Source organism: Teredinibacter franksiae (assembly GCF_014218805.1).
GTDB classification, from domain to species: domain Bacteria; phylum Pseudomonadota; class Gammaproteobacteria; order Pseudomonadales; family Cellvibrionaceae; genus Teredinibacter; species Teredinibacter franksiae.
The window spans coordinates 2,516,168-2,534,179 of sequence record NZ_JACJUV010000001.1; the positions used below are offsets into that span (position 1 = coordinate 2,516,168).

At 43.3% G+C, this 18,012-nt stretch carries 20 protein-coding genes and 2 pseudogenes; 8 read left to right on the forward strand and 14 right to left on the reverse strand.

Annotation, left to right across the window (positions count from 1 at the left end; all coding sequences use genetic code 11):
• Positions 1–46: 46 nt before the first annotated feature.
• From H5336_RS10415 to H5336_RS10435, 5 genes are all read right to left on the reverse strand, one after another.
• A complete protein-coding gene (locus tag H5336_RS10415; protein WP_246439072.1) occupies positions 47–529 on the reverse strand; it encodes a GlcG/HbpS family heme-binding protein in 483 nt (160 codons plus the stop codon).
• A gap of 265 nt (positions 530–794) precedes the next feature.
• Positions 795–2,834, reverse strand: a complete 2,040-nt coding sequence (locus H5336_RS10420; protein ID WP_185233931.1) for a LamG domain-containing protein — start codon at positions 2,832–2,834, stop codon at positions 795–797.
• An 814-nt stretch (positions 2,835–3,648) separates the two neighbouring features.
• Positions 3,649–4,149: a DUF2059 domain-containing protein gene (locus H5336_RS10425; RefSeq protein WP_185233933.1), complete on the reverse strand. Its 501-nt coding sequence runs from the start codon at positions 4,147–4,149 to the stop codon at positions 3,649–3,651.
• Between the two features lie 311 nt (positions 4,150–4,460).
• A complete protein-coding gene (locus tag H5336_RS10430) occupies positions 4,461–4,844 on the reverse strand; it encodes a DUF2846 domain-containing protein (RefSeq protein WP_185233935.1) in 384 nt (127 codons plus the stop codon).
• Between the two features lie 286 nt (positions 4,845–5,130).
• Entirely contained in the window at positions 5,131–5,406 is a 276-nt protein-coding gene (locus tag H5336_RS10435; RefSeq protein ID WP_185233937.1) for a hypothetical protein, read from the reverse strand.
• 354 nt (positions 5,407–5,760) lie between these two features.
• On the opposite strand from H5336_RS10435, the pseudogene H5336_RS10440 reads away from it, so the two are divergent.
• Together H5336_RS10440 and H5336_RS10445 are read left to right on the forward strand one after the other, a co-directional pair.
• Positions 5,761–6,735: pseudogene (locus tag H5336_RS10440) on the forward strand (transposase).
• Positions 6,736–7,076: 341 nt separating this feature from the next.
• The gene (locus tag H5336_RS10445; RefSeq protein ID WP_246439073.1) at positions 7,077–7,322 is read left to right on the forward strand and encodes a hypothetical protein; all 246 of its coding nucleotides are present in this window, start codon (positions 7,077–7,079) and stop codon (positions 7,320–7,322) included.
• A 359-nt stretch (positions 7,323–7,681) separates the two neighbouring features.
• On the opposite strand, the gene H5336_RS10450 is transcribed toward H5336_RS10445, so the two are convergent.
• The 3 genes from H5336_RS10450 to H5336_RS10460 all read right to left on the reverse strand — a co-directional run bounded on the left by H5336_RS10450 (position 7,682) and on the right by H5336_RS10460 (position 9,047).
• Complete coding sequence (locus H5336_RS10450; protein WP_185233939.1) at positions 7,682–8,110, reverse strand: SRPBCC family protein; 429 nt, start codon at positions 8,108–8,110, stop codon at positions 7,682–7,684.
• Complete coding sequence (locus H5336_RS10455) at positions 8,103–8,486, reverse strand: ArsR/SmtB family transcription factor (protein ID WP_313556875.1); 384 nt, start codon at positions 8,484–8,486, stop codon at positions 8,103–8,105. The genes H5336_RS10450 and H5336_RS10455 overlap by 8 nt, the downstream gene beginning before the upstream one ends.
• A gap of 105 nt (positions 8,487–8,591) precedes the next feature.
• The gene (locus tag H5336_RS10460; RefSeq protein WP_185233943.1) at positions 8,592–9,047 is read right to left on the reverse strand and encodes a DUF6194 family protein; all 456 of its coding nucleotides are present in this window, start codon (positions 9,045–9,047) and stop codon (positions 8,592–8,594) included.
• A 274-nt stretch (positions 9,048–9,321) separates the two neighbouring features.
• Between H5336_RS10460 and H5336_RS10465 the strand changes: the two genes are divergently transcribed.
• The 3 genes from H5336_RS10465 to H5336_RS10475 all read left to right on the forward strand — a co-directional run bounded on the left by H5336_RS10465 (position 9,322) and on the right by H5336_RS10475 (position 11,758).
• Positions 9,322–10,311: a hypothetical protein gene (locus H5336_RS10465; RefSeq protein ID WP_185233945.1), complete on the forward strand. Its 990-nt coding sequence runs from the start codon at positions 9,322–9,324 to the stop codon at positions 10,309–10,311.
• Positions 10,312–10,624: 313 nt separating this feature from the next.
• Complete coding sequence (locus tag H5336_RS10470; protein WP_185233947.1) at positions 10,625–11,059, forward strand: hypothetical protein; 435 nt, start codon at positions 10,625–10,627, stop codon at positions 11,057–11,059.
• A gap of 120 nt (positions 11,060–11,179) precedes the next feature.
• Positions 11,180–11,758 (forward strand): hypothetical protein, encoded by a 579-nt coding sequence (locus H5336_RS10475; protein WP_246439074.1) that lies wholly within the window; start codon positions 11,180–11,182, stop codon positions 11,756–11,758.
• Between the two features lie 208 nt (positions 11,759–11,966).
• On the opposite strand, the gene H5336_RS10480 is transcribed toward H5336_RS10475, so the two are convergent.
• The 6 genes and pseudogenes from H5336_RS10480 to tnpC (H5336_RS10500) form a co-directional block, all read right to left on the reverse strand.
• A complete protein-coding gene (locus tag H5336_RS10480; RefSeq protein WP_185233951.1) occupies positions 11,967–12,563 on the reverse strand; it encodes a porin family protein in 597 nt (198 codons plus the stop codon).
• 157 nt (positions 12,564–12,720) lie between these two features.
• Entirely contained in the window at positions 12,721–13,080 is a 360-nt protein-coding gene (locus H5336_RS10485) for a hypothetical protein (RefSeq protein WP_185233953.1), read from the reverse strand.
• Between the two features lie 11 nt (positions 13,081–13,091).
• Complete coding sequence (locus H5336_RS23410) at positions 13,092–13,223, reverse strand: hypothetical protein (RefSeq protein WP_281385510.1); 132 nt, start codon at positions 13,221–13,223, stop codon at positions 13,092–13,094.
• Complete coding sequence (locus H5336_RS10490) at positions 13,216–13,455, reverse strand: hypothetical protein (RefSeq protein ID WP_185233955.1); 240 nt, start codon at positions 13,453–13,455, stop codon at positions 13,216–13,218. The genes H5336_RS23410 and H5336_RS10490 overlap by 8 nt, the downstream gene beginning before the upstream one ends.
• Positions 13,456–13,605: 150 nt before the next feature.
• Positions 13,606–14,790, reverse strand: a complete 1,185-nt coding sequence (gene ltrA / locus H5336_RS10495; protein WP_246439075.1) for a group II intron reverse transcriptase/maturase — start codon at positions 14,788–14,790, stop codon at positions 13,606–13,608.
• A gap of 12 nt (positions 14,791–14,802) precedes the next feature.
• Positions 14,803–15,582, reverse strand: a pseudogene (gene tnpC / locus H5336_RS10500) (IS66 family transposase); the annotation flags it as partial.
• A 74-nt stretch (positions 15,583–15,656) separates the two neighbouring features.
• On the opposite strand from tnpC (H5336_RS10500), the gene tnpA reads away from it, so the two are divergent.
• The 3 genes from tnpA to tnpC (H5336_RS10515) are packed head-to-tail and all read left to right on the forward strand — an operon-like array spanning position 15,657 to position 18,011.
• A complete protein-coding gene (gene tnpA / locus H5336_RS10505) occupies positions 15,657–15,977 on the forward strand; it encodes an IS66 family insertion sequence element accessory protein TnpA (protein ID WP_185233959.1) in 321 nt (106 codons plus the stop codon).
• Positions 15,974–16,339: an IS66 family insertion sequence element accessory protein TnpB gene (tnpB, locus tag H5336_RS10510; RefSeq protein ID WP_185233961.1), complete on the forward strand. Its 366-nt coding sequence runs from the start codon at positions 15,974–15,976 to the stop codon at positions 16,337–16,339. The genes tnpA and tnpB overlap by 4 nt, the downstream gene beginning before the upstream one ends.
• A gap of 34 nt (positions 16,340–16,373) precedes the next feature.
• On the forward strand, positions 16,374–18,011 hold the full coding sequence (gene tnpC, locus H5336_RS10515; RefSeq protein ID WP_221628031.1) for an IS66 family transposase: 1,638 nt from the start codon (positions 16,374–16,376) through the stop codon (positions 18,009–18,011).
• Position 18,012 lies beyond the last annotated feature (1 nt).

Here is an 18,012-nt window from a genome sequence, read left to right on the forward strand (position 1 = left end):
CTTGCCCGTAGAGGTCCCCCTGTGAATAGTCACTAAAACCAGTTTTTTACAGTGCCTTAAGTGCTTCTTCGGCAACGGCTTCATCCTGTTTTACTGATCCGCCACTCACACCAATGCCGCCAATAATACGTCCTTCCGAATCAATGATTGGGTATCCCCCACCAAAAGTAATGAGCCCGCCGTTGGACACCTCAATACCATAGAGTTCTTTATGTGGTTGGGCAATGGCGCCTAGGTCGGCCGTAGGCATATTAAACAGGCGGGCGGTTCTGGCTTTTTTAATGGCAATATCAATGCTGCCCAAAAAAGCGCCGTCCATTCTAGAAAAGCCCACCAAATTCGCTCCTTCATCAACCACCGCAATATTCATTAATGTTCCGTCTGTGTTTGCTTTAGCTTCTGCCGCTGATAAGAGAGCCTTGGCTTGCGCGAGTGTTATCCCTTGTGAATAAACCATTGATGAATACGACGCCGATATGGTTAGTAATAACGCCAAAGATGATTCAAAAAGCCTGCGCATTGTAAACATCTATTCTCTCCAAATTATTCATATTGAACTGGAAGGCTAGCTGAGAATATTGGTAAATCAAGCGATGCAGTCATCAAATGCACGCTATCTCAAGCGTGTTGTATTGAGTTGCTTTAGGTATAGATGCGGAGTTCATCTCGATAAGCTTTGATAGCACAATTTTGAATATTCTGGATAAATGAATATTATTGGGATTTCCGCTTTGAATAAAAATTCAAAAAGGCTGCCGAATTAGGCAGCCTTGATTTAGTAGCAATAAAAAATATTAACCAGATCGTTTGCCAGATTTTTCAGCTGGTTCAACTTCAAGTGCTGGCGCCGATTTCAAGGTAACACCATCGGTTACACCAATATTCTGCGCGTCGACCTGATTAAGAAAATATTCAAGGTCGGCTTTACGTGCAGGTAGGAATGTGCCAGTTAACGCAGGTGAAAGCCGTCTATTTTCATCAACATGAACGAAAGTAGCGGACGGCCATGATTTACCTTTCCCTATACTGTTAGCGGCGGTCAAGCCGAAAACACTGGGCATATGGCAACCACCACACGTCATCGCCTCGGTACGATTAAGAACTTGGTCAACGGTAAGAGGGGAGTTAAGTTTAGCCAGTTGCCCCTGCATTGTGGATTTAAACCCTGAATTTGTGTTGGTGGTAAAATTATTTTCATTTGTTGCTCCACTTGCATGGCTTTGCCCATTATTCCAGGAATCAGCACCAACTTTTAAGAAAAAACTATCGGTGTCGGTAAGTAATGTATCCAAATTGCTCATGTACCACCATGGAGAAGTAGCGCCGGGGGAAACAGCAAATTTTTGAGCGATAGGATTGCTCTTAACCGAAACTGGATTGATGTGCGCACGATTAAACGGGAATTCTATTTTGAATTCCTTCAGTAGCCAATCTTGGCCAGAACCACTCATAAACATATTGGTTCTGATCTGGCCGGTTCCGCTTAGGAAATTTCTGAAGTCGATAATGGGTGCAATGCCCTCATTTGAAAGACCATTAAAATAAAAGTTTTTCAGGGTCATTACCCTGCCAGTAGCGGAATTTATTTTACTAATATTTGCCCATAGATTAGCAACAGGAATACAACCAGCAGGGTTGCCTGGCTTGGGGTTATCAATCAGAGCCTCAAAAATAATAAAATTTCTGTCTCTGCCCGTTAGTCGATTAAATCCATAGACTATGCGTGCCTCACCACAGTCTTCAAAATCAACTTGGTCTCTTAAATCAAATCGATTAACCAGGGCTAAAGGTTTATAGCGGGCCATAGCGGTAGAAGCATTTAGCGCCTGTGCGCCCTCGTTGGGCCGACACTCAATGGTAGCGCCGTGAAAGGGATCTGTGCAATCCTGCCAGGGAACTGTCTGACCATTTGGATTAAGAACAGTTCGCCACATACCGGCAAACAAAGATGTACCGGTAACGGTTTTATCCGCTGTTCTAGCTCTAACCGTACTAGCCAGTCGATCCATTACACTTTTTAAATCAAATTGAGCCATGCTTATATCGAGGCTGCTATCGTGAAGCATTAGCGACCGGTTAAGCGTCAGGTGGTACGCGCCACCGTCATTAACTTCTCTTAAAACTTCGTTGTGGCTTAACACCCGATTGAAAATTTTCACTTCGTCGATACGACCTGGGAATGTATAAGGAGCGCCTTTATACATATTACCGATAGCAATTTTGCTGCCGGTCCACCCCGGAGCAAGACCCGGAGCAACCGCGCACTGTTTTACTTTTTTTCCGTTTACATAAAGGGTCCATTTTTTTTGGTCTGCAGCCGTTTCGGTTGGGGAGGTTGTTTCCTCTAGCGATGCGGCTACATGCGTCCAGGTATTCAGGGGTATTGCTTCGGGCGAATAACAATTCTGGTAGCTACCATTATGGAAATGCGCGTTTAGTCTGCCATTTGATGTCAGCTGCATAACAAAATCACGGCCTGGCGTAACCTTCGCGAGAATTACGTTATAACTTCGGTATTGCAAAGGTTTAATCCACGCACTTAGCGTGAATTCGTCCATATTGTTCAGCAGCCCTGTATTGGTAACTGAAATATACTGTGTACGAGAAGTTCCGCCGGTGTAGATACCGTTCCCAACCGGGCCAGCTATATAGGGTGAGGCAGAATAGCCTTCCGTTATACCGTTATTTCCATTATTCGTGACATCTATAATGGTTGAGCCAGCGCCACTAAAATTCCAGTGGGCGAATGGATTTGGTGCACCTGCGTGGGTATAGCCGACAACAACAAAAACCATGAACATCATAAACATCGGCTTAGCGATATTGATTTTCATAAATTACGCTCCGGGTTGGGAGTTAATGAATACATCGATGAAGTTGATGAACAAAACCTTCCTCGCGTGAATGTTAGTGGCAACCACGTTAGAAGAAAAAAACTTTGTACGACACATCGCTAAACAGAGTACGCCTTTCCCGTCAGGGTTTTCGTTTAACTTGATCAATAAATAGTATTAAAAGACAGTTTTTGTTGCTATCCATATTCACAGCGCGTGACATTGTATCTATTCTCTGCTGGCAATGGGCAACACGTTGCTCGTTGCGCGGTGCTGGCAATGTTTACATATTCGGTAATCACTAAAAATGCATGTAAGACTACGCTGTGTTTACCTGCGGATTAGCCCATGGAGATGAAATAAGCTTGTTAGTCTTTTTTAGAATAAATGAATTCTTCGCGGTTATTACCGCTTCGGTTTACGTGCTGCGAATAATTTCGTAGATAAAAACGGGGGCGTGCCAATTTAAAAAGCCTTTCCCTTTTTGGCGCGACAAGCGTTAAAGGTGTTAGGTGATAAAATCAATGACGCTGACAACATTGTTTTTTATCAGGGCCCGTAGAGCACTTTTGTTTAAGTCTCTACGGGCCCTGACGGGGCTAAGTACGATATGCCAATTTAGGTTAGACTGTAGGCCTCATTCTTTAAGAGTATTGGCATGAGGCAGTCGAGTGGGAAAGACTTGTCCCGCGCGATTATGGCTCAGGTATTTTTACTCCATTCAAATCCCATTTACCTAGCCGTTCTTTTGCAAGCGCTAGGCTAGAAATTACCATAACCTACAATGCCCCTGCTTATTGGCTTGTATATACCGCTATTCCGCTTTTCGTGCTTTTTCTAAGTCCGCGCGTAAATTGCTTTCTATTTGTTGCAATTTTGGTATTGAGCCCTCAATCAGAGTTTGAGACATTTGCATTGACTCTTGCATAACCGCCGGCATTTTTTTAAGTAAAGATTTGCCTGTTTCGGTTTTATAGAAAACTAACATATCCGTAATCTCGTCTTCGGTAAAATTGCGATCGTATATGTCAACCGCTAGCGGTTCCATTTTTGCCCAGCTCAAATTTTCTTTCATTATTAGAATCATTTGACTGTAGTATTCATCGAAAATAGCCTGCTCGTTAGGCTGAACCCCCATTTTGGTAGACATATCTTGCATCGCCACCTCCATCTGGGAGTAAATGGACTCAACCATAGAACCCATGTCCATAACATTCACAAGCTCTTTAAGCTTAGTTTGCTTGGCGCTTTCATTCGCCTGAACAAAGATGGATGAAGTGATGAATAGTAATCCGACTAGATATTTGAATTTCATATGTATAACTTTCCTTAGCTGAATGGGTTGGTATAGCGCTCCAGCTAAAAGCGAGAGCCTAGTGGTTGATCAGGTAGAATTAGAGCAAAAAAAACCTGCGCAGGGCTGGGCGGCGTAGAATATCATCCGAATATAAACATACAAATAATCAGAATAAAACCGATTTTAATCGTCCGCCTCAAAAATAAATGCCTTAAGTAGCCTACACCTCGATAAACGAAGTAACATAATCCAGCTGTTGTACTTGATTGGGGGATGTGCCCATTTTTTCGTTATTTCTGATACCTTAACCATCTAGCATATTAGGGGACTTATGGGGCGGATGGTAATGCGCCAACATCATTTCTCAACCGTTTTGTTTTGCTTATCCTGGGTAGCGCTTCCGATTCAACTTCACTAAATAGCACCGAGTGAGAGTACATTGCACTACTGGAGTGATATTCAATTTCACCGCCAATTAAACCTGTACTGTATAGCACGTACTTAACTTCTCCTGCGCCGATAGATAACTTCAATTTAGCCAAGCCGACCTCGCCCATAACCTGCGCCGTCAATAAATGCTTGCCAGGTGTTACCTTAAGAGCAAAATGACCATTAAACTTGAGCAGCCCTACCTTATTTCCATTTAGCTTTATCGTTGGAGGTATTCTCCCGTGGATTTTAGAATCACGCTTGGGTACATATACATATATCATGCCTTCTTCGGTGCTAACAGCTTCCTTTTGGAAACTAGGTCCCGTAGCAGAGCATCCGAGTATAAGTCCAAAAATAATTGCAACAAAAACGGTTTTAATAGTGTTCTCCTAACTGCTTCAACGCATAACGCGTTGAGTAATTTTCGGGTTATAGGGATGTGTGTTGCCACAAAAATAGGGGCATCTTAAGGAAGTTAATGAGTTGTCTTTTTTGACATGTTCATTGGGGAACCTAACTTTGTTATGCATAAACGGGCGTTAGATGGCTTCATTACACTACCCCCCCCTATTTACAAACAAGCTTTTCTTCACCTACATTGTATATATTATTAATCGCAACATAGATACCAGAAACTATTGCAGTCGTTGGATAAAGAATTGGAGTTGCCGCAATACCCTCTACCGAATAATAGGTATCTGTTTCCTTTGCAACGTTCATAACTCGTAGAGTTTTCCTATCGCTAGATATTTCACACTCTGCAACATAATCTTCATTTTCAGCTGGCACAACAACACAACCACCGAAAAATACAACCACAAATAAAAGTAATATAGCTTTCACTCAAACTCCCTTTTTCCTTGGATGCATAAACGCCCTGCAGCAGCGGCCGCCGTGGAGGTGTTGGTTTTTGCAGTAGCGTAGCGACCACTGCAAAAAAAACACCGAAACGGAAGTCCTGCTGACTGAGTTGGTTATGGTTTTTTACGCGGGTCATGTAATTCAACGGTTAATTTCCCTGAACTCTCAACGTCGTAACTGTGGACGGTTAAAGAAGGTTTCAACATTTTCTTCTCAGCTTTCTTACAGCTACCGACATCGCCATAAGGGACAACCAACCAAGACACCCATGTTACAGCTTGACGTAAACACCGAAAAGCTGTACGTTTATCCAGCATTCGATGAACGAGTATCTACATGCCTAAACCTAGACCTCAATCCGTCTCTTTAGACGCCACTTCATACTATCACTGCATGTCTCGCTGCGTGCGCCGAGCTTTTCTCTGTGGGTTTGATTTGCTTTCTGGTCAGTCCTATGAGCATAGGCGCAAGTGGGTAGAAGACCGTATTCTCCTTTTGGGCCGCATGTTCGCAATCGACGTCTGCGCCTATGCGGTCATGAGTAATCACCATCATGTGGTGCTTCATATTAACAAGCCAGAAGCCTTAGCCCTCTCCGATGAGGCAGTCTGCGACCGGTGGCATCAGTTGTTTACAGGTACCGCGCTTACCCAAAAATTTGCTCGTAAACAGCCGTTATCTGCAGCTGAGCGCTTGGCAGTTTAAGCCAAGCTAGGCCAGTGGCGCATCAATCTCTGTTCTATCAGTTGGTTCATGAGGGCATTGAACGAACCCATCGCACGCATGGCCAATACGGAGGATAAATGTACGGGTAAATTTTTTGAAGGCAGATTTAAGTCTCAGGCGCTGCTAGACGAAAAGGCGTTGGTTGGATGCATGGCCTATGTTGACCTTAACCCCGTCAGAGGCAAAATGGCGCCAACACCGGAAGCTTCTGATCATACATCCATAAAGAAACGAATCAACGCTGCAAAAGAATACCTAGATCAACCCAAACCACTAGCTCAATTTGTTGGCAACCCAAGAGAACCCATGCCGCAAGGTCTACCCTTTCACCTAAAAGACTATATAGAACTTGACTGGACCAGCCGAATTGTTAGACAGAATAAACGCGGCTCAATTGATGACAATTTACCTTCGATTTTAGACAGGCTCAATATCGAACCAGAGTATTGGCTCATAATGGCCACAAAATTCGAATCAAAGTTCAAAAGCCTCGTAGGTAGCATTTATGAACTCAAGCGCGCGGCACGCTCTTTGGGGTATAAGAGAACGCCTGGCCTATCGAATCGCCGGGCAGTTTTTAGATAAACCTCCCTATTTTCATGTCCATGCACTAAGTTCTTTGAAAGAACCGAGCATCTTTCGTCTTAAATCACTGTAAATGTAGCTTAAGGCGTCATTATTGTCTTGTTGAAATATTCTCACTGTATTTTGTTCTTCTTAACCCCAGAAACGCTCAACATTTTTTTTTGTCGAAATATAGTTAATCTTATTTTTCAATCATGGGTGTCTTGTTTGCTGTTCCTCAATAAAACGCCGTATTGAAAACCAAGAGACTAATAACCCACAACCGTTAAAGCTCGCCGAATTTGTAGGTAACCCAAGAGAACCCATGCCCCAAGGCCTACCCTTTCATTTACAATGATTACGTGCAGCTTGTAAATATTACTGGCAGAGCTATTCGTGAAGACAAGCGTGGCTTTATCGACAATAACTTGCCCCCCATTCTAGATCGCCTCAATATCTCCAGCCATGAATGGCTTGTACTTACCACCCAGTTTGAATCCAAATTCAAAAGTTTGGTTGGCGGTAAGGAGAAGCTTTTGCTTGCAGCAAAGGCATTAGGGCTCCAAAGAAGACCGGCTTACGCCAATTGTGAAGCGATACTCCACTAACACTCCCAACCGATATTAAGCCCCGGCCCAGTTTCTCCCCAAGAGAGGATTAAACTCGTTCGAAAATTAGCTACTTTAGCCATTTGGCGTCTATATGTGGCACACAGGTAACGGGGACAAATAACAACGTACTAGCCTACAAACCCACTAACTATTCGGCTGTATTTTTTCTTAATATGGCTGTCTTATTTGTCGCCAACCATCGCTTACGCCGTTTTAATCTTTGACAAAAATGTCACCGCCAAATCTATCTACTAGTGCACCATCCTTCGTCGACCGGGCCTGTCCAACAATGGGATAAGATGGCGGCTGCGCGCAATCTATCCTTGTTCGTTATGTGTTTTGGAGATGTAAACTGACTAAGCACTAGTTACCTCGTCCAATTTGTTCAATATATTTCCCCAGCCACCCTCATGATTTGACCGACGTTTCTCGTCAATAAATTTCACATGAGTGAGTTCAATATTAGTTTTCCCGTCAGTTAACTCTGTGAGATTTAATGTCACAACGCTATCATCAACCGATTCTGGCGATTCCCACGTAAAGGATAGTTTTTTCGGACGATCAATTTCTAAATATTTCCCTGTGTGAGGTATTTTGCCATCTCCAACCTGCATCGTGATGGTAAATTCACCGCCTACATGCGCTTCATTTTCAACTTGAGGATTTTCCATTCCAGGCATTGGTAAAATGAACTTTGCCAACATACTTGGATCCAGCCATGCATCAAATACCTTCGTAATTGGCGCTTCAATAATTTTGCTTACGTTAACAGTTAGGTCATCCATCTTTTTTCTCCACTTCTATTAGTTCAGTTAGTTTTTCAAGGCGGAGCTCCCAGATGGATTTAAGTTCTTTAAACCATTTTTCTACAACATGAATATGTTTTAATTCTGCTTCTATCCAATGAGTTCTACCGATAGTCTTGCGAGTGATAAGCCCACATCTTTCCAAGACTTTTATATGTTTGGATATAGCATTAAGAGACATATCATAATAAGAGGCCAAATCGGTCACTCGACAAGGGCCTTCCTGACAGAGCCTAGTTAAAAGTGAGCGGCGAGTAATATCACTCATACTTTTAAGTGTCTCAGAGATAATTTCGTCATTACTATATTCAACCATATGGTTCAGTATACTTACGGATTGATTATAGTCAACCATTTGGTTGAATTAATTATAAAATAAGGCTGCTAGCTACGAGCATTGACACATAACGCCTAGCTCACTGGGAAAATGCGAGCGTAGCGAGTATTTTTTCCAGTGGAGCTACTTATTAGCAGTTTTTTTGTTGAACTTGATGACGGCATTTGAGTGAGCCTCGGTTATTAATGGAAGTAAACCTTCAAACGTGGACGTGCTTGGATTTAACACCTGAACCCAAGACATCCATCCGTAGATTGGGTGTGGCATGAGTTCATTTAGTACTGTGAAATCATGACCAGTATCAATGATGCCACCCTTGGGGGGTCTTTTAGGTTTATAGCCAAAGTGTTTTTCATAAGATTTTTTTGCGATACCGATACTTAACCTAAATACACCATCACGATCTAGCTCGGATGCCTTATCGTTATCGCCGTTCTTTTCTTTTAGGGTGCAAAAATATACACCATTAGGTAGCGCCATACCGGGGTTGTAAAACAATGAGGTTTCTCCCCAACTTGATTTGGGAACGACACCTTCAAAATCATTTTTGATTCTTGCGACAATATCTTCTACTTGCACTAAAGTTCCTTAAACTGCTAACGCCGTGGTAGCATGCAATGTCAGCGTTGGCCACTTTGTTAAATTTTTTAAACCATAAGACGCCAAAGCATACACAAGCACATTGCTACCGGCAAATAAGACAGCCCCGACAAGAGAACCATTCGTACAGCCAAAAATCTCTGTTAAAATCAATTGAGCTTGACCCCAATGATTCCGCACCTATGGCATCTGTTGTAAGGCTTAAGTTGTAAATTTGTCAGTGTCCCAAAATGTTTCTTAATGGAATAATTCTATGAGAGCGACTATTTCAAAGCGTCAATGGATCATCATATTTGTAATCTCGTTATTGATTTTCATGTCTATCACAATATTGACAGGCAAAGACAGCTCAATACAGAAGAGAGGTTCTCACCAGACAGCACCAATTAACAGCCTTAATCACCTTGTCAAAAATGAAGGCAATACGCAAAACGATCCGAATAATACACACGACTTAAAGCAAGATTCAGACACTGGAGAAACAATTGAAACAGACCCGAAAACATCCTCAAACCCAAAAACTAAACTTGATAAGATTAAGCAAAGCACTAATCACCCACTAACAGATTTAGATAGACCTGAAATCCCCCCGCATGAAAACGCTCTCCAAGACAACAAACTAGCAGAAGAAAACACTGGATTTGTTCCGCTATTTTTAAATTCCTACTCGACCCTTGAAGACCAACCAGACCTAAAGAAAAGGCTAACGGCTTACTATAGATCGATCGGATATTTTACAAAAAAAGAACGAAATTCGTTTGTGGATTATGATGATAGCTCACTACTGGCAATGTCTTTGACTGGTGATTTGCTTGCCAATGAAGTTTTGTTAAGACGCGCTTTAAAGCAATATAAGTATAAAGATGCAAAAAAGCTACTATACATTTCCCGGATATTTGGCAATGTTTCAGCTTCACCTTACGTTGAGGGTAGTGCCTCTGAGGGTTTCTATGCAATTCATATGTTGCGTGCACGAATGGGGGACTATCTAATCCTTTTTCAGGTTGCCACGCGAAAATCAAAAAGAACGCCAGAACAAACGCGTTATGCAAATCGTAAATCTTTAGAGTTTCTAGAAGATATTAACAATAAAAGAAACGCTAAAGGTTTACAGCCGCTACCTATAAAACCCGATAACGATGTTATTCGATATCACCAAGAGATATTTAGCGAATTTAATGTTGAGGGATATCTTGAAATGTATTTAAATTTTGAAATTGAAGACAATGAAATTAACTATTAACCAACCCTTAAACGCAATAACCTGTGACCGATAAGTTGCGTTTTATCATCTGACAATATAAACGGAGTATGTGTGGAGAAAGACCTACCATTAACACTGAAAATAAGCTACCCAAAGCCATTATAAGGCACAAAATTAAAAATCTCGTTTTTATCTTTTATTTTAAAGATCCTAGGAGTGTACATAAACGTCCTAAAATTTTAGAACCGATCAGAATTGTAACTTTCTCATTTTCTACAACACAAGCTTAAAATTTAAACCGAAGTAAATTCGGGAATATTAACAAATTGCTTTTGGGCACCCACACTAACACTTGAACCCCGCCGCAAAACACTGTACATTAAAACAGCAAAAAGAAACTCAAGGAACGAGCCGTGCCCCGCCCAAGGAAGCAACAAATATCCCTAGAGGCCACGCCCTACTACCACTCGGCTTTGGCATCCTGCGTCGCTCTACCTCCTGCGTCCTGCAGTCGTGTACCTCTCGCTGTGTACGCAGAGCCTTTCTCTGTGGACTTGATGCGCTAACCGGCAAAGATTATGAATACCGCCGTCAATGGGTTGAAGACCGTATTCTATTTTTGGGCGAGGTTTTCTGCATTGACGTGTGTGCCTACGCCGTAATGAGTAACCACCAACATGTGGTGCTACACATCAATATGGCTGAAGCCCAAAGCCTAACGGACCTAGAAGTATGCGAACGCTGGCACAAGCTTTACAAGGGCACCCTCTTAACTCAGAAATTATAAAAGGGTGAGCTACTCGACGAAGCCCAATGGCTTGCCGTTAAAGAAAAGCTGGATCAATGGCGGCTTGAACTGGCCAATATCAGCCGCTGGATGTGGGCCTTAAACGAGCCCATTGCCCGTATGGCAAACGCCGAAGATCAATGCACAGGACGGTTCTGGACAGGTTTTTGCTCCTGCAAAACCTGCATTTCCAACATCCATGTTGGTCAGCGCCGGTTTAAGTCACAAGCCTTACTCGATGAAAAAGCACTAGCCGCCTGTATGGCCTACGTAGATTTGAACCCCATTCGAGCCAAGATGGCCAAGACACCAGAAAGCTCTGACCACACTTCAATAAAACGCCGTATTGAAAACCAAGAGACTAATAACCCACAACCGTTAAAGCTCGCCGAATTTGTGGGTAACCCAAGAGAACCCATGCCCCAGGGCCTACCCTTTCATCTACAAGATTACGTGCAGCTTGTGGATATTACCGGAAGGGCTATTCGTGAAGACAAACGTGGCTTTATCGACAACAACTTACCTCCTATTCTTGAGCGCCTCAATATCTCCAGCCGCGAATGGCTTGTACTAACCACCCTGTTTGAATCTCAATTCAAAAGTTTGGTTGGCTGTAAGGAGAAGCTTATGCTTGCAGCAAAGGCTCTAGGCTTACAAAGAAGACCGGCTTACGCCAATTGTGAAGCGATATTCCACTAACATTTCCAACCGATATTAAGCCCCGCCCCACTTTCTCCCCAAGAGAGGATTAAACTCGTTCGAAAATTGGCTAATTTAGCCATTTGGCGCCTATTTGTGGCACACAGGCAACGAGGAAAAATATTAGCAACCTAGCCTACAAACCTACTAACTATTCGGCTGTACTTTTTCTTAATATGGCTGTCTTATTTAGCTATATTTAAATACGTTAAAAAGAATAATTAACGCCGATTGTTGTACTTTTCCAACTTTTAGAAATACTTGAGCCTTGCTCTAAATCAGGAAGAGCTTGATAATCGATAAAGACATTAAAGTTTTTGTTTATCTGATAATCCGAGCCTACGCCATAACTAAAACCGCCGTCCGATTTAGTATGTTTAAAAGGGTAATTTCCTGTTATGTTACCTTCTAAATCGTTATATTGCCCTAACCCATTTATTTCAAGCTTCGTATTTGTATAACCCACTAAACCGTATAGTTTGAACAAATTAAATATAGGGTAAGATGCCTTTATTAATAGTGAAGATTGTGTATCAATGTCTTCACTATAGGCTCCCCATGGCTCTTCAGGTGTACCGTAAAAACTCGAGTAACCTGATGTACCAGTAGATAACCTTGTCTCCAAAGAAAAGTATTTATTATATTTATACCCTGCGATGACCCCAGCAGTATTGAAATCTCTACCGTAAGTTGATATTTCTTGTGTACTATACAGTGCGCCAAGATACCAACTATTCTCAGCGGTCACAGTAGAAGCATAAGTTGATGCTAGAAGTGTGAATGTTGCCGGCAATAGTCTTTTCATGTTAAGTCCTTTTCGGTTTGTTCGATGATATTATCGAAATTTGGATTAAATATAACGCCGCTAGAACCTGCACTGCGTGCGGAGCAGCTTTTTGGTGTATTGTGGCGCAGCCACACCAAAAAGAAGCGTAGTATGCAGTGTCAGGTTGCTAGCTTGGTTATGGTTTTGACTCATTTTTATACTCATATGAATAATACAATACATCTCCAGCACTATGACTTTTAGATAGGTATAACCACTTAGAAACAGACTTTTTGACTGCTTTAGCAAGTGTTTTATTTGAACTCGAAACCACCTTAATTGACTTAGGCACCAACCCCTTACCTTCGCTACCTTTTTTCTCAACTAGTTTAAAGGTGACTAGGGCGCAGTCACCTTCATTCACTTTAGATTTAATGTTCGGATTTACTTTAACTACAGGCTTCCCAGTAGTGGCTCCCTCTGGCAATTCACAAGTATTTTCAGCGTATGCTGATATCGATATAAAAGCGATTATAAAAGCGACTATAGTTTTCATATTTACTCTACTTAAATTCCCGTTGAACCATAACGCCCTGCAGCAGCGGCCTGAGTGGAGGCGAATATTTTTGCGGTAGCGTAGCGGCCACCGCGAAAAGAAGCGCCGGAACGGAGGTCCTGCTGGCTGAGTTGGTTATGCATTTTTCACCGTGCTATAAGCTGATATTTGCTCGACATAAACGGTACCCTTAGAATTTAGTACCACTTCAACATAAATTCCGGATCTATCGCTAGCGGGAAAACTACACTCAGCCAGAAAAACCAAACCTATATTGTTTTCTTTAAAACTGCTCACGACGACCTCAACTCGGCCGAGCTTAATGTTGTCTCCGAAATCAAACGGATCTACATACTCCTTTTTAGAGTCATTCACGATTATGTAATAGACACCCAAAGTTCAACTCCTAGAAACAGTCATGGTAGAACGGCCAGTTACCCAAGCCGCCCCCATACAGATCCGGACGTGCGGAACTACCGCATCCGGCTCCTCAATAATATCGTTGCTCGTGTAATTCACAAGCCCTCAATACCAGTCCACTTGAATGTGACGTTTCCACACCCGTGGTTGCTGGATCTGAAAGTATTTTAACATGTCTTTAAACCCTTGCCAGTTAAAGCTATGCCGCTGACTTCGCCGATTGAGCCACTTGTATAGACTATGCAGAACATAATCATAAACACGCGCGACACTTCGACTATTATCAGGCAAACCAAAGTAGTTTATAAAGCCCGTCAGCTTACGCCTTAACTGTGGCATCCAGACATTCAGTCGTTTAGACCGATTGGCTTTTATCCACTGATAGAACTCGCTCAACTTAGCTTTGTGTTTCTTTGGTGCCGTATGTCGACGCAACCTAGCCTCACCCTTTTTATCAGTGTCCCAGTAGTACTCAAAGCCCAAGAATTCGAAGCTATGGTGCTGCCCTGGGTGGAACCGACTAAACCGCTTCAGGTGTGTTTTCTCTGGCGCTACGTCTAACTTAAACTCTCTCAAGCGTTTCGGTAGTTCCCGATAAAACTCACGCGCCTCATTAGCGTACTGGAACGCAACAACAAAATCGTCGGCGTACCGTATCAACATGGCTCGCCCCTGTAAGCGTGGCTTTATGCGTTTCTCAAACCAAATATCCAGTGCGTAATGTAAGTATATATTCGCCAATACTGGGCTGATCACACCGCCCTGTGGACTTCCACTGGCCGGTTTCTCAAACACCCCTTCTGGTGATTTTATTCTCGCTTTCAGCCACTGGTTGATAAGGTTCAATAAGGCTTTATCTTCAATACGCTGTTTCAGCATACGCATCAACCACTCATGATCTATATTATCGAAGAAGCCTTTTATATCCGCTTCGACAACATAACCATAAGTACCGTATTGAAGGTTCAACTGTAAACTATGCACCGCTTGATGCGCGCTTCTGTTCGGACGATAACCATAACTATTCTTCACAAAGTCCTGCTCCCAAATACTTTGCAGTATCTGACTCACGCTTTGCTGTACGATTTTATCATCTAACGTTGGCAGCCCGAGCGGGCGTAGTTTACCGTTGGATTTTGGGATAAAGACCCGCTTCACATCATTCGCTCGATAGCTTTTACACTTTAGCGTTTGATGCAGGCGGTTGATATTTTCAGGCAATCGTTGTTTGAAATCGCTAGGTGTTACGCCGTCAATTCCACACGCCGATTGTTTATTGGTAAGCGCCAAACCAACCACACCCTAACCAAGCTGGACATTCCAAGGCAACAATCCCTCAATCTGCTCAACATTTTGCGCATTGGGTAGTTCTTCAAAAATATGTTGCAAATAGTCGTACGTATTCAGGTCGTTAGCCTTGGCTGTTTCTATCAGACTGTAAAGATTTGCGCTAGCTTTAGCGCCCGCCTGACTCTTACTGAACATCCAGTTTTTGCGACCAATAGCAAAGGGGCGTATTGCACGTTCGGCAGCATTATTATCGATGGGATAGCACCCATCTTCCAGGTAGGCGATTAATCGATCCCACTGGTTGTTCAGGTACACCAATGCTATACCGAGTTTTGTTTTCGGTGCCACCGACTGTAAGCTTTTATCCAACCATTCTTTGATTTTGTCGAGGATGGGTTTTGCCTGCTCTTGGCGAACTTGGTAGCGTTTATCCGGTGGTTCGTCCTTTATTTTCTTTTCAATCGCGTACAGCTTGTGGATATAGGCTAAGGCTTGATCAGCTTTGCCTGTTTTACCCTTTTTCTGTAAATTTTGAGCCTCTTTGAACTTTCTTCTGGCATGAGCCCAGCAACCTAAGCGGGTAATACCGTACTCATCACAGGCTTTTTGGTACCACTCGTAGCCGTCGACCATAATGGCGGTATTTTCGGCGCTAAGTAGCTCGATGGGTACCCGTTGCCCTCGGTTATCCGCATAGTGGAATACGCAAACCGACTGTGGACCTGTGCTGGTCATTACCCACATGTAGCTTTTGCTTTGTGCGGTCTTTCCCGGCTCTTCCAATACCGTAAGCGCCCATTAACCCGGGTAATACCCAGCCAACAATCATCAGCTCATAATGGCCCCCCCTAACCAAGGAGTCCATTATGGAAAAACAAACGCGTACCCCCCCAATTGACTGGCGGGTCGAACTCAAAGCATGGCGAGAATCTGGTTTACCACTTTCTCAATTTTGCCGAGAGCAAGGCTTGGTCGCTCACCAGCTGTCATACTACAAACGCAAGTATGAACCCCAAGCACTTAGCCCAGATGCGCAATCAACAGGCTTTAGCCAAGTTAGTGTTTTGAGCACCAATGCCATCGGCGCTGAATGTTTAAGTTTACGCCTGGCCAGCGGACATACAATCGAAGGGATAAGCACACAAACCTTACCGCTAGTGAGCGCATTAATGTGCACGCTACAATGAACGAAGTAATGCGACCCTCGCGGTCGCTACCCGTTATCTACCTTTATCGAAAGCCTGTAGACTTCAGGAAATCGTTTAATGGACTCAGTGCCATTGTTGAGCGGGAGCTGGGGCATAACGTATTTGAAGGGCGCCTTTATGGCTTTACCAACAAGCGCCGCAACAAAATCAAATGCCTATTTTGGGAAAGAAACGGTTTTGTCCTGTATTACAAGAGCTTAGCCGAAGAAAAATTCAAGTGGCCTAGGCAGGGGGATGACATTATCACCCTCAGCGGACAACAATTAAATTGGCTGCTGGATGGCTATGATCTGAGCGCGATGAAACCCCATAAAAAACTGCATTACGAAACAGTATTTTAAAAATAGCGGGGGATAATTTGGTATAATCCACGCCATGACTTCACCTCCAAATACTCAGAATGTAAGCGATAGCGACTCCACTTTTGATGAAGGTTCGTGGCGCGATCTGCTGCTGGAAAAAAATACGCAGCTCGAACAAAAAGAAAATCTACTTGACGAAAAAGATCAGGTCATTGGCAAAAAAACTCAAGTCATACAGTCGCAAAAAGCTCGAATTGCCGTACTGGAAGAGCTGCTTCGGCAACAAAAACAAAAACTGTATGGCCGCAGTAGCGAGCAACAGCCTAATCAGCTGGGGATGTTTGATGAAGCAGAAGCCATAGAGGTTGAGCAGGAAGCCGATGATGAGCCCAAGAAGAAAAAGCCCTCGGGCCGCAAAGGGCTAAATCCCACTATACCGCGTGTTCAGCACCGCATTGAACTCAGTGATGAGGCAAAAGACGGCGCTATCGACACCTACTTTGTCAAAGTTAAAGAAGAGCTGGATATTATCCCGGCACAGGTTCAAGTGATTGAACTGATGCAAGAAAAAGCGATTTTTATCGACGACGAAGATAAAAATATTGGCGGAGAAAATAAGCGTAGAATTGTTTCTGCCCCCTTACCTAAACACCCGCTACCGAAAGCTGTTGCCAGCACCAACACATTGGCCTACATCATTACTGCTAAATACATGGATGCGTTGCCACTCTATCGTTTAGAAGGCATTTTGGGGCGCTATGGTGGCAGTGTTACACGCACTACACTGGCCAATTGGCTAATACGTTTATCGTTACAGCTTGCTCCGCTAATCAAGCTAATGCGAGAGCATCAATGGAATGGTGATCTTATACAAGCCGATGAGACCCGCGTTCAGGTGCTCAAAGAACCCGGTCGGAGCGCAACCAGTGACAAGTGGATGTGGTTAACCCGTGGAGGGCCTCCAGATCATCCCAGTGTTTTGTTTGAGTATGATCCATCTCGAAGTAAGGATGTGCCGTTGCGCCTGTTAGAAGGGTTTAATGGCGCTCTGCAAACTGATGGTTATGCTGGCTACAATGCTGTGGTGAAAAAGCAGAAACTCCAACATGCTGGGTGCTGGGATCATGCACGCCGCAAGTTTGACGAAGCCGAAAAAGCAGCAAGCAAAGATTTAAAAGCTAACGCAAAATCGAGAGCTCCCAGCAAGGCCCGCATGGGATTATCGCTTATCAACAAGCTTTATCTGGTTGAGCGCCAGATACAAGGCAAAACAGCCGAAGAAAAAATCCAAACCCGACAGCAGGAAAGCGTCCCTTTACTCAACACACTAAAAACTTGGCTAGAAAAAAATGAAAGTCGGGTATCAAAAGAAGGATTAACGTGGAAAGCTATTAGCTACACCTTAAACCAGTGGGAAAAGCTGACCTTATACTGCGAGCAGGGGGAAATCCCCATCAGCAATATTCTAGCGGAAAACGCCATACGACCTTTTTGTGTTGGTCGACGTAATTGGCTTTTTAGTGATACTCCGAAAGGGGCAAATGCCAGCGCGATTTACTACAGTTTAATTGAAACGGCAAAAGCGAATGGGCTTGAGCCTTATGGTTATTTTAAGGATATGTTGAAAAAATTGCCTTACGCAGAGACGATGGAGGATCTTGAAAAATTATTGCCGTGGAATTTTAAATGTAAGGATGTCAAGACACCCTAGT

What these genes read in the sequence shown, in the direction of transcription:
- H5336_RS10480 (WP_185233951.1), bottom strand. Translation starts at nt 12,563, where the DNA reads ATGAAAAGACTATTGCCGGCAACATTCACACTTCTAGCATCAACTTAT.
- tnpC (WP_221628031.1), top strand. Translation starts at nt 16,374, where the DNA reads ATGACTTCACCTCCAAATACTCAGAATGTAAGCGATAGCGACTCCACT.
- H5336_RS10415 (WP_246439072.1), bottom strand. Translation starts at nt 529, where the DNA reads ATGTTTACAATGCGCAGGCTTTTTGAATCATCTTTGGCGTTATTACTA.
- H5336_RS10465 (WP_185233945.1), top strand. Translation starts at nt 9,322, where the DNA reads ATGAGAGCGACTATTTCAAAGCGTCAATGGATCATCATATTTGTAATC.
- H5336_RS10450 (WP_185233939.1), bottom strand. Translation starts at nt 8,110, where the DNA reads ATGGATGACCTAACTGTTAACGTAAGCAAAATTATTGAAGCGCCAATT.
- tnpA (WP_185233959.1), top strand. Translation starts at nt 15,657, where the DNA reads ATGGAAAAACAAACGCGTACCCCCCCAATTGACTGGCGGGTCGAACTC.
- H5336_RS10425 (WP_185233933.1), bottom strand. Translation starts at nt 4,149, where the DNA reads ATGAAATTCAAATATCTAGTCGGATTACTATTCATCACTTCATCCATC.
- H5336_RS10475 (WP_246439074.1), top strand. Translation starts at nt 11,180, where the DNA reads ATGGCAAACGCCGAAGATCAATGCACAGGACGGTTCTGGACAGGTTTT.
- H5336_RS10420 (WP_185233931.1), bottom strand. Translation starts at nt 2,834, where the DNA reads ATGAAAATCAATATCGCTAAGCCGATGTTTATGATGTTCATGGTTTTT.
- H5336_RS10485 (WP_185233953.1), bottom strand. Translation starts at nt 13,080, where the DNA reads ATGAAAACTATAGTCGCTTTTATAATCGCTTTTATATCGATATCAGCA.
- H5336_RS23410 (WP_281385510.1), bottom strand. Translation starts at nt 13,223, where the DNA reads ATGCATAACCAACTCAGCCAGCAGGACCTCCGTTCCGGCGCTTCTTTT.
- tnpB (WP_185233961.1), top strand. Translation starts at nt 15,974, where the DNA reads ATGAACGAAGTAATGCGACCCTCGCGGTCGCTACCCGTTATCTACCTT.
- H5336_RS10430 (WP_185233935.1), bottom strand. Translation starts at nt 4,844, where the DNA reads ATGATATATGTATATGTACCCAAGCGTGATTCTAAAATCCACGGGAGA.
- H5336_RS10455 (WP_313556875.1), bottom strand. Translation starts at nt 8,486, where the DNA reads ATGGTTGACTATAATCAATCCGTAAGTATACTGAACCATATGGTTGAA.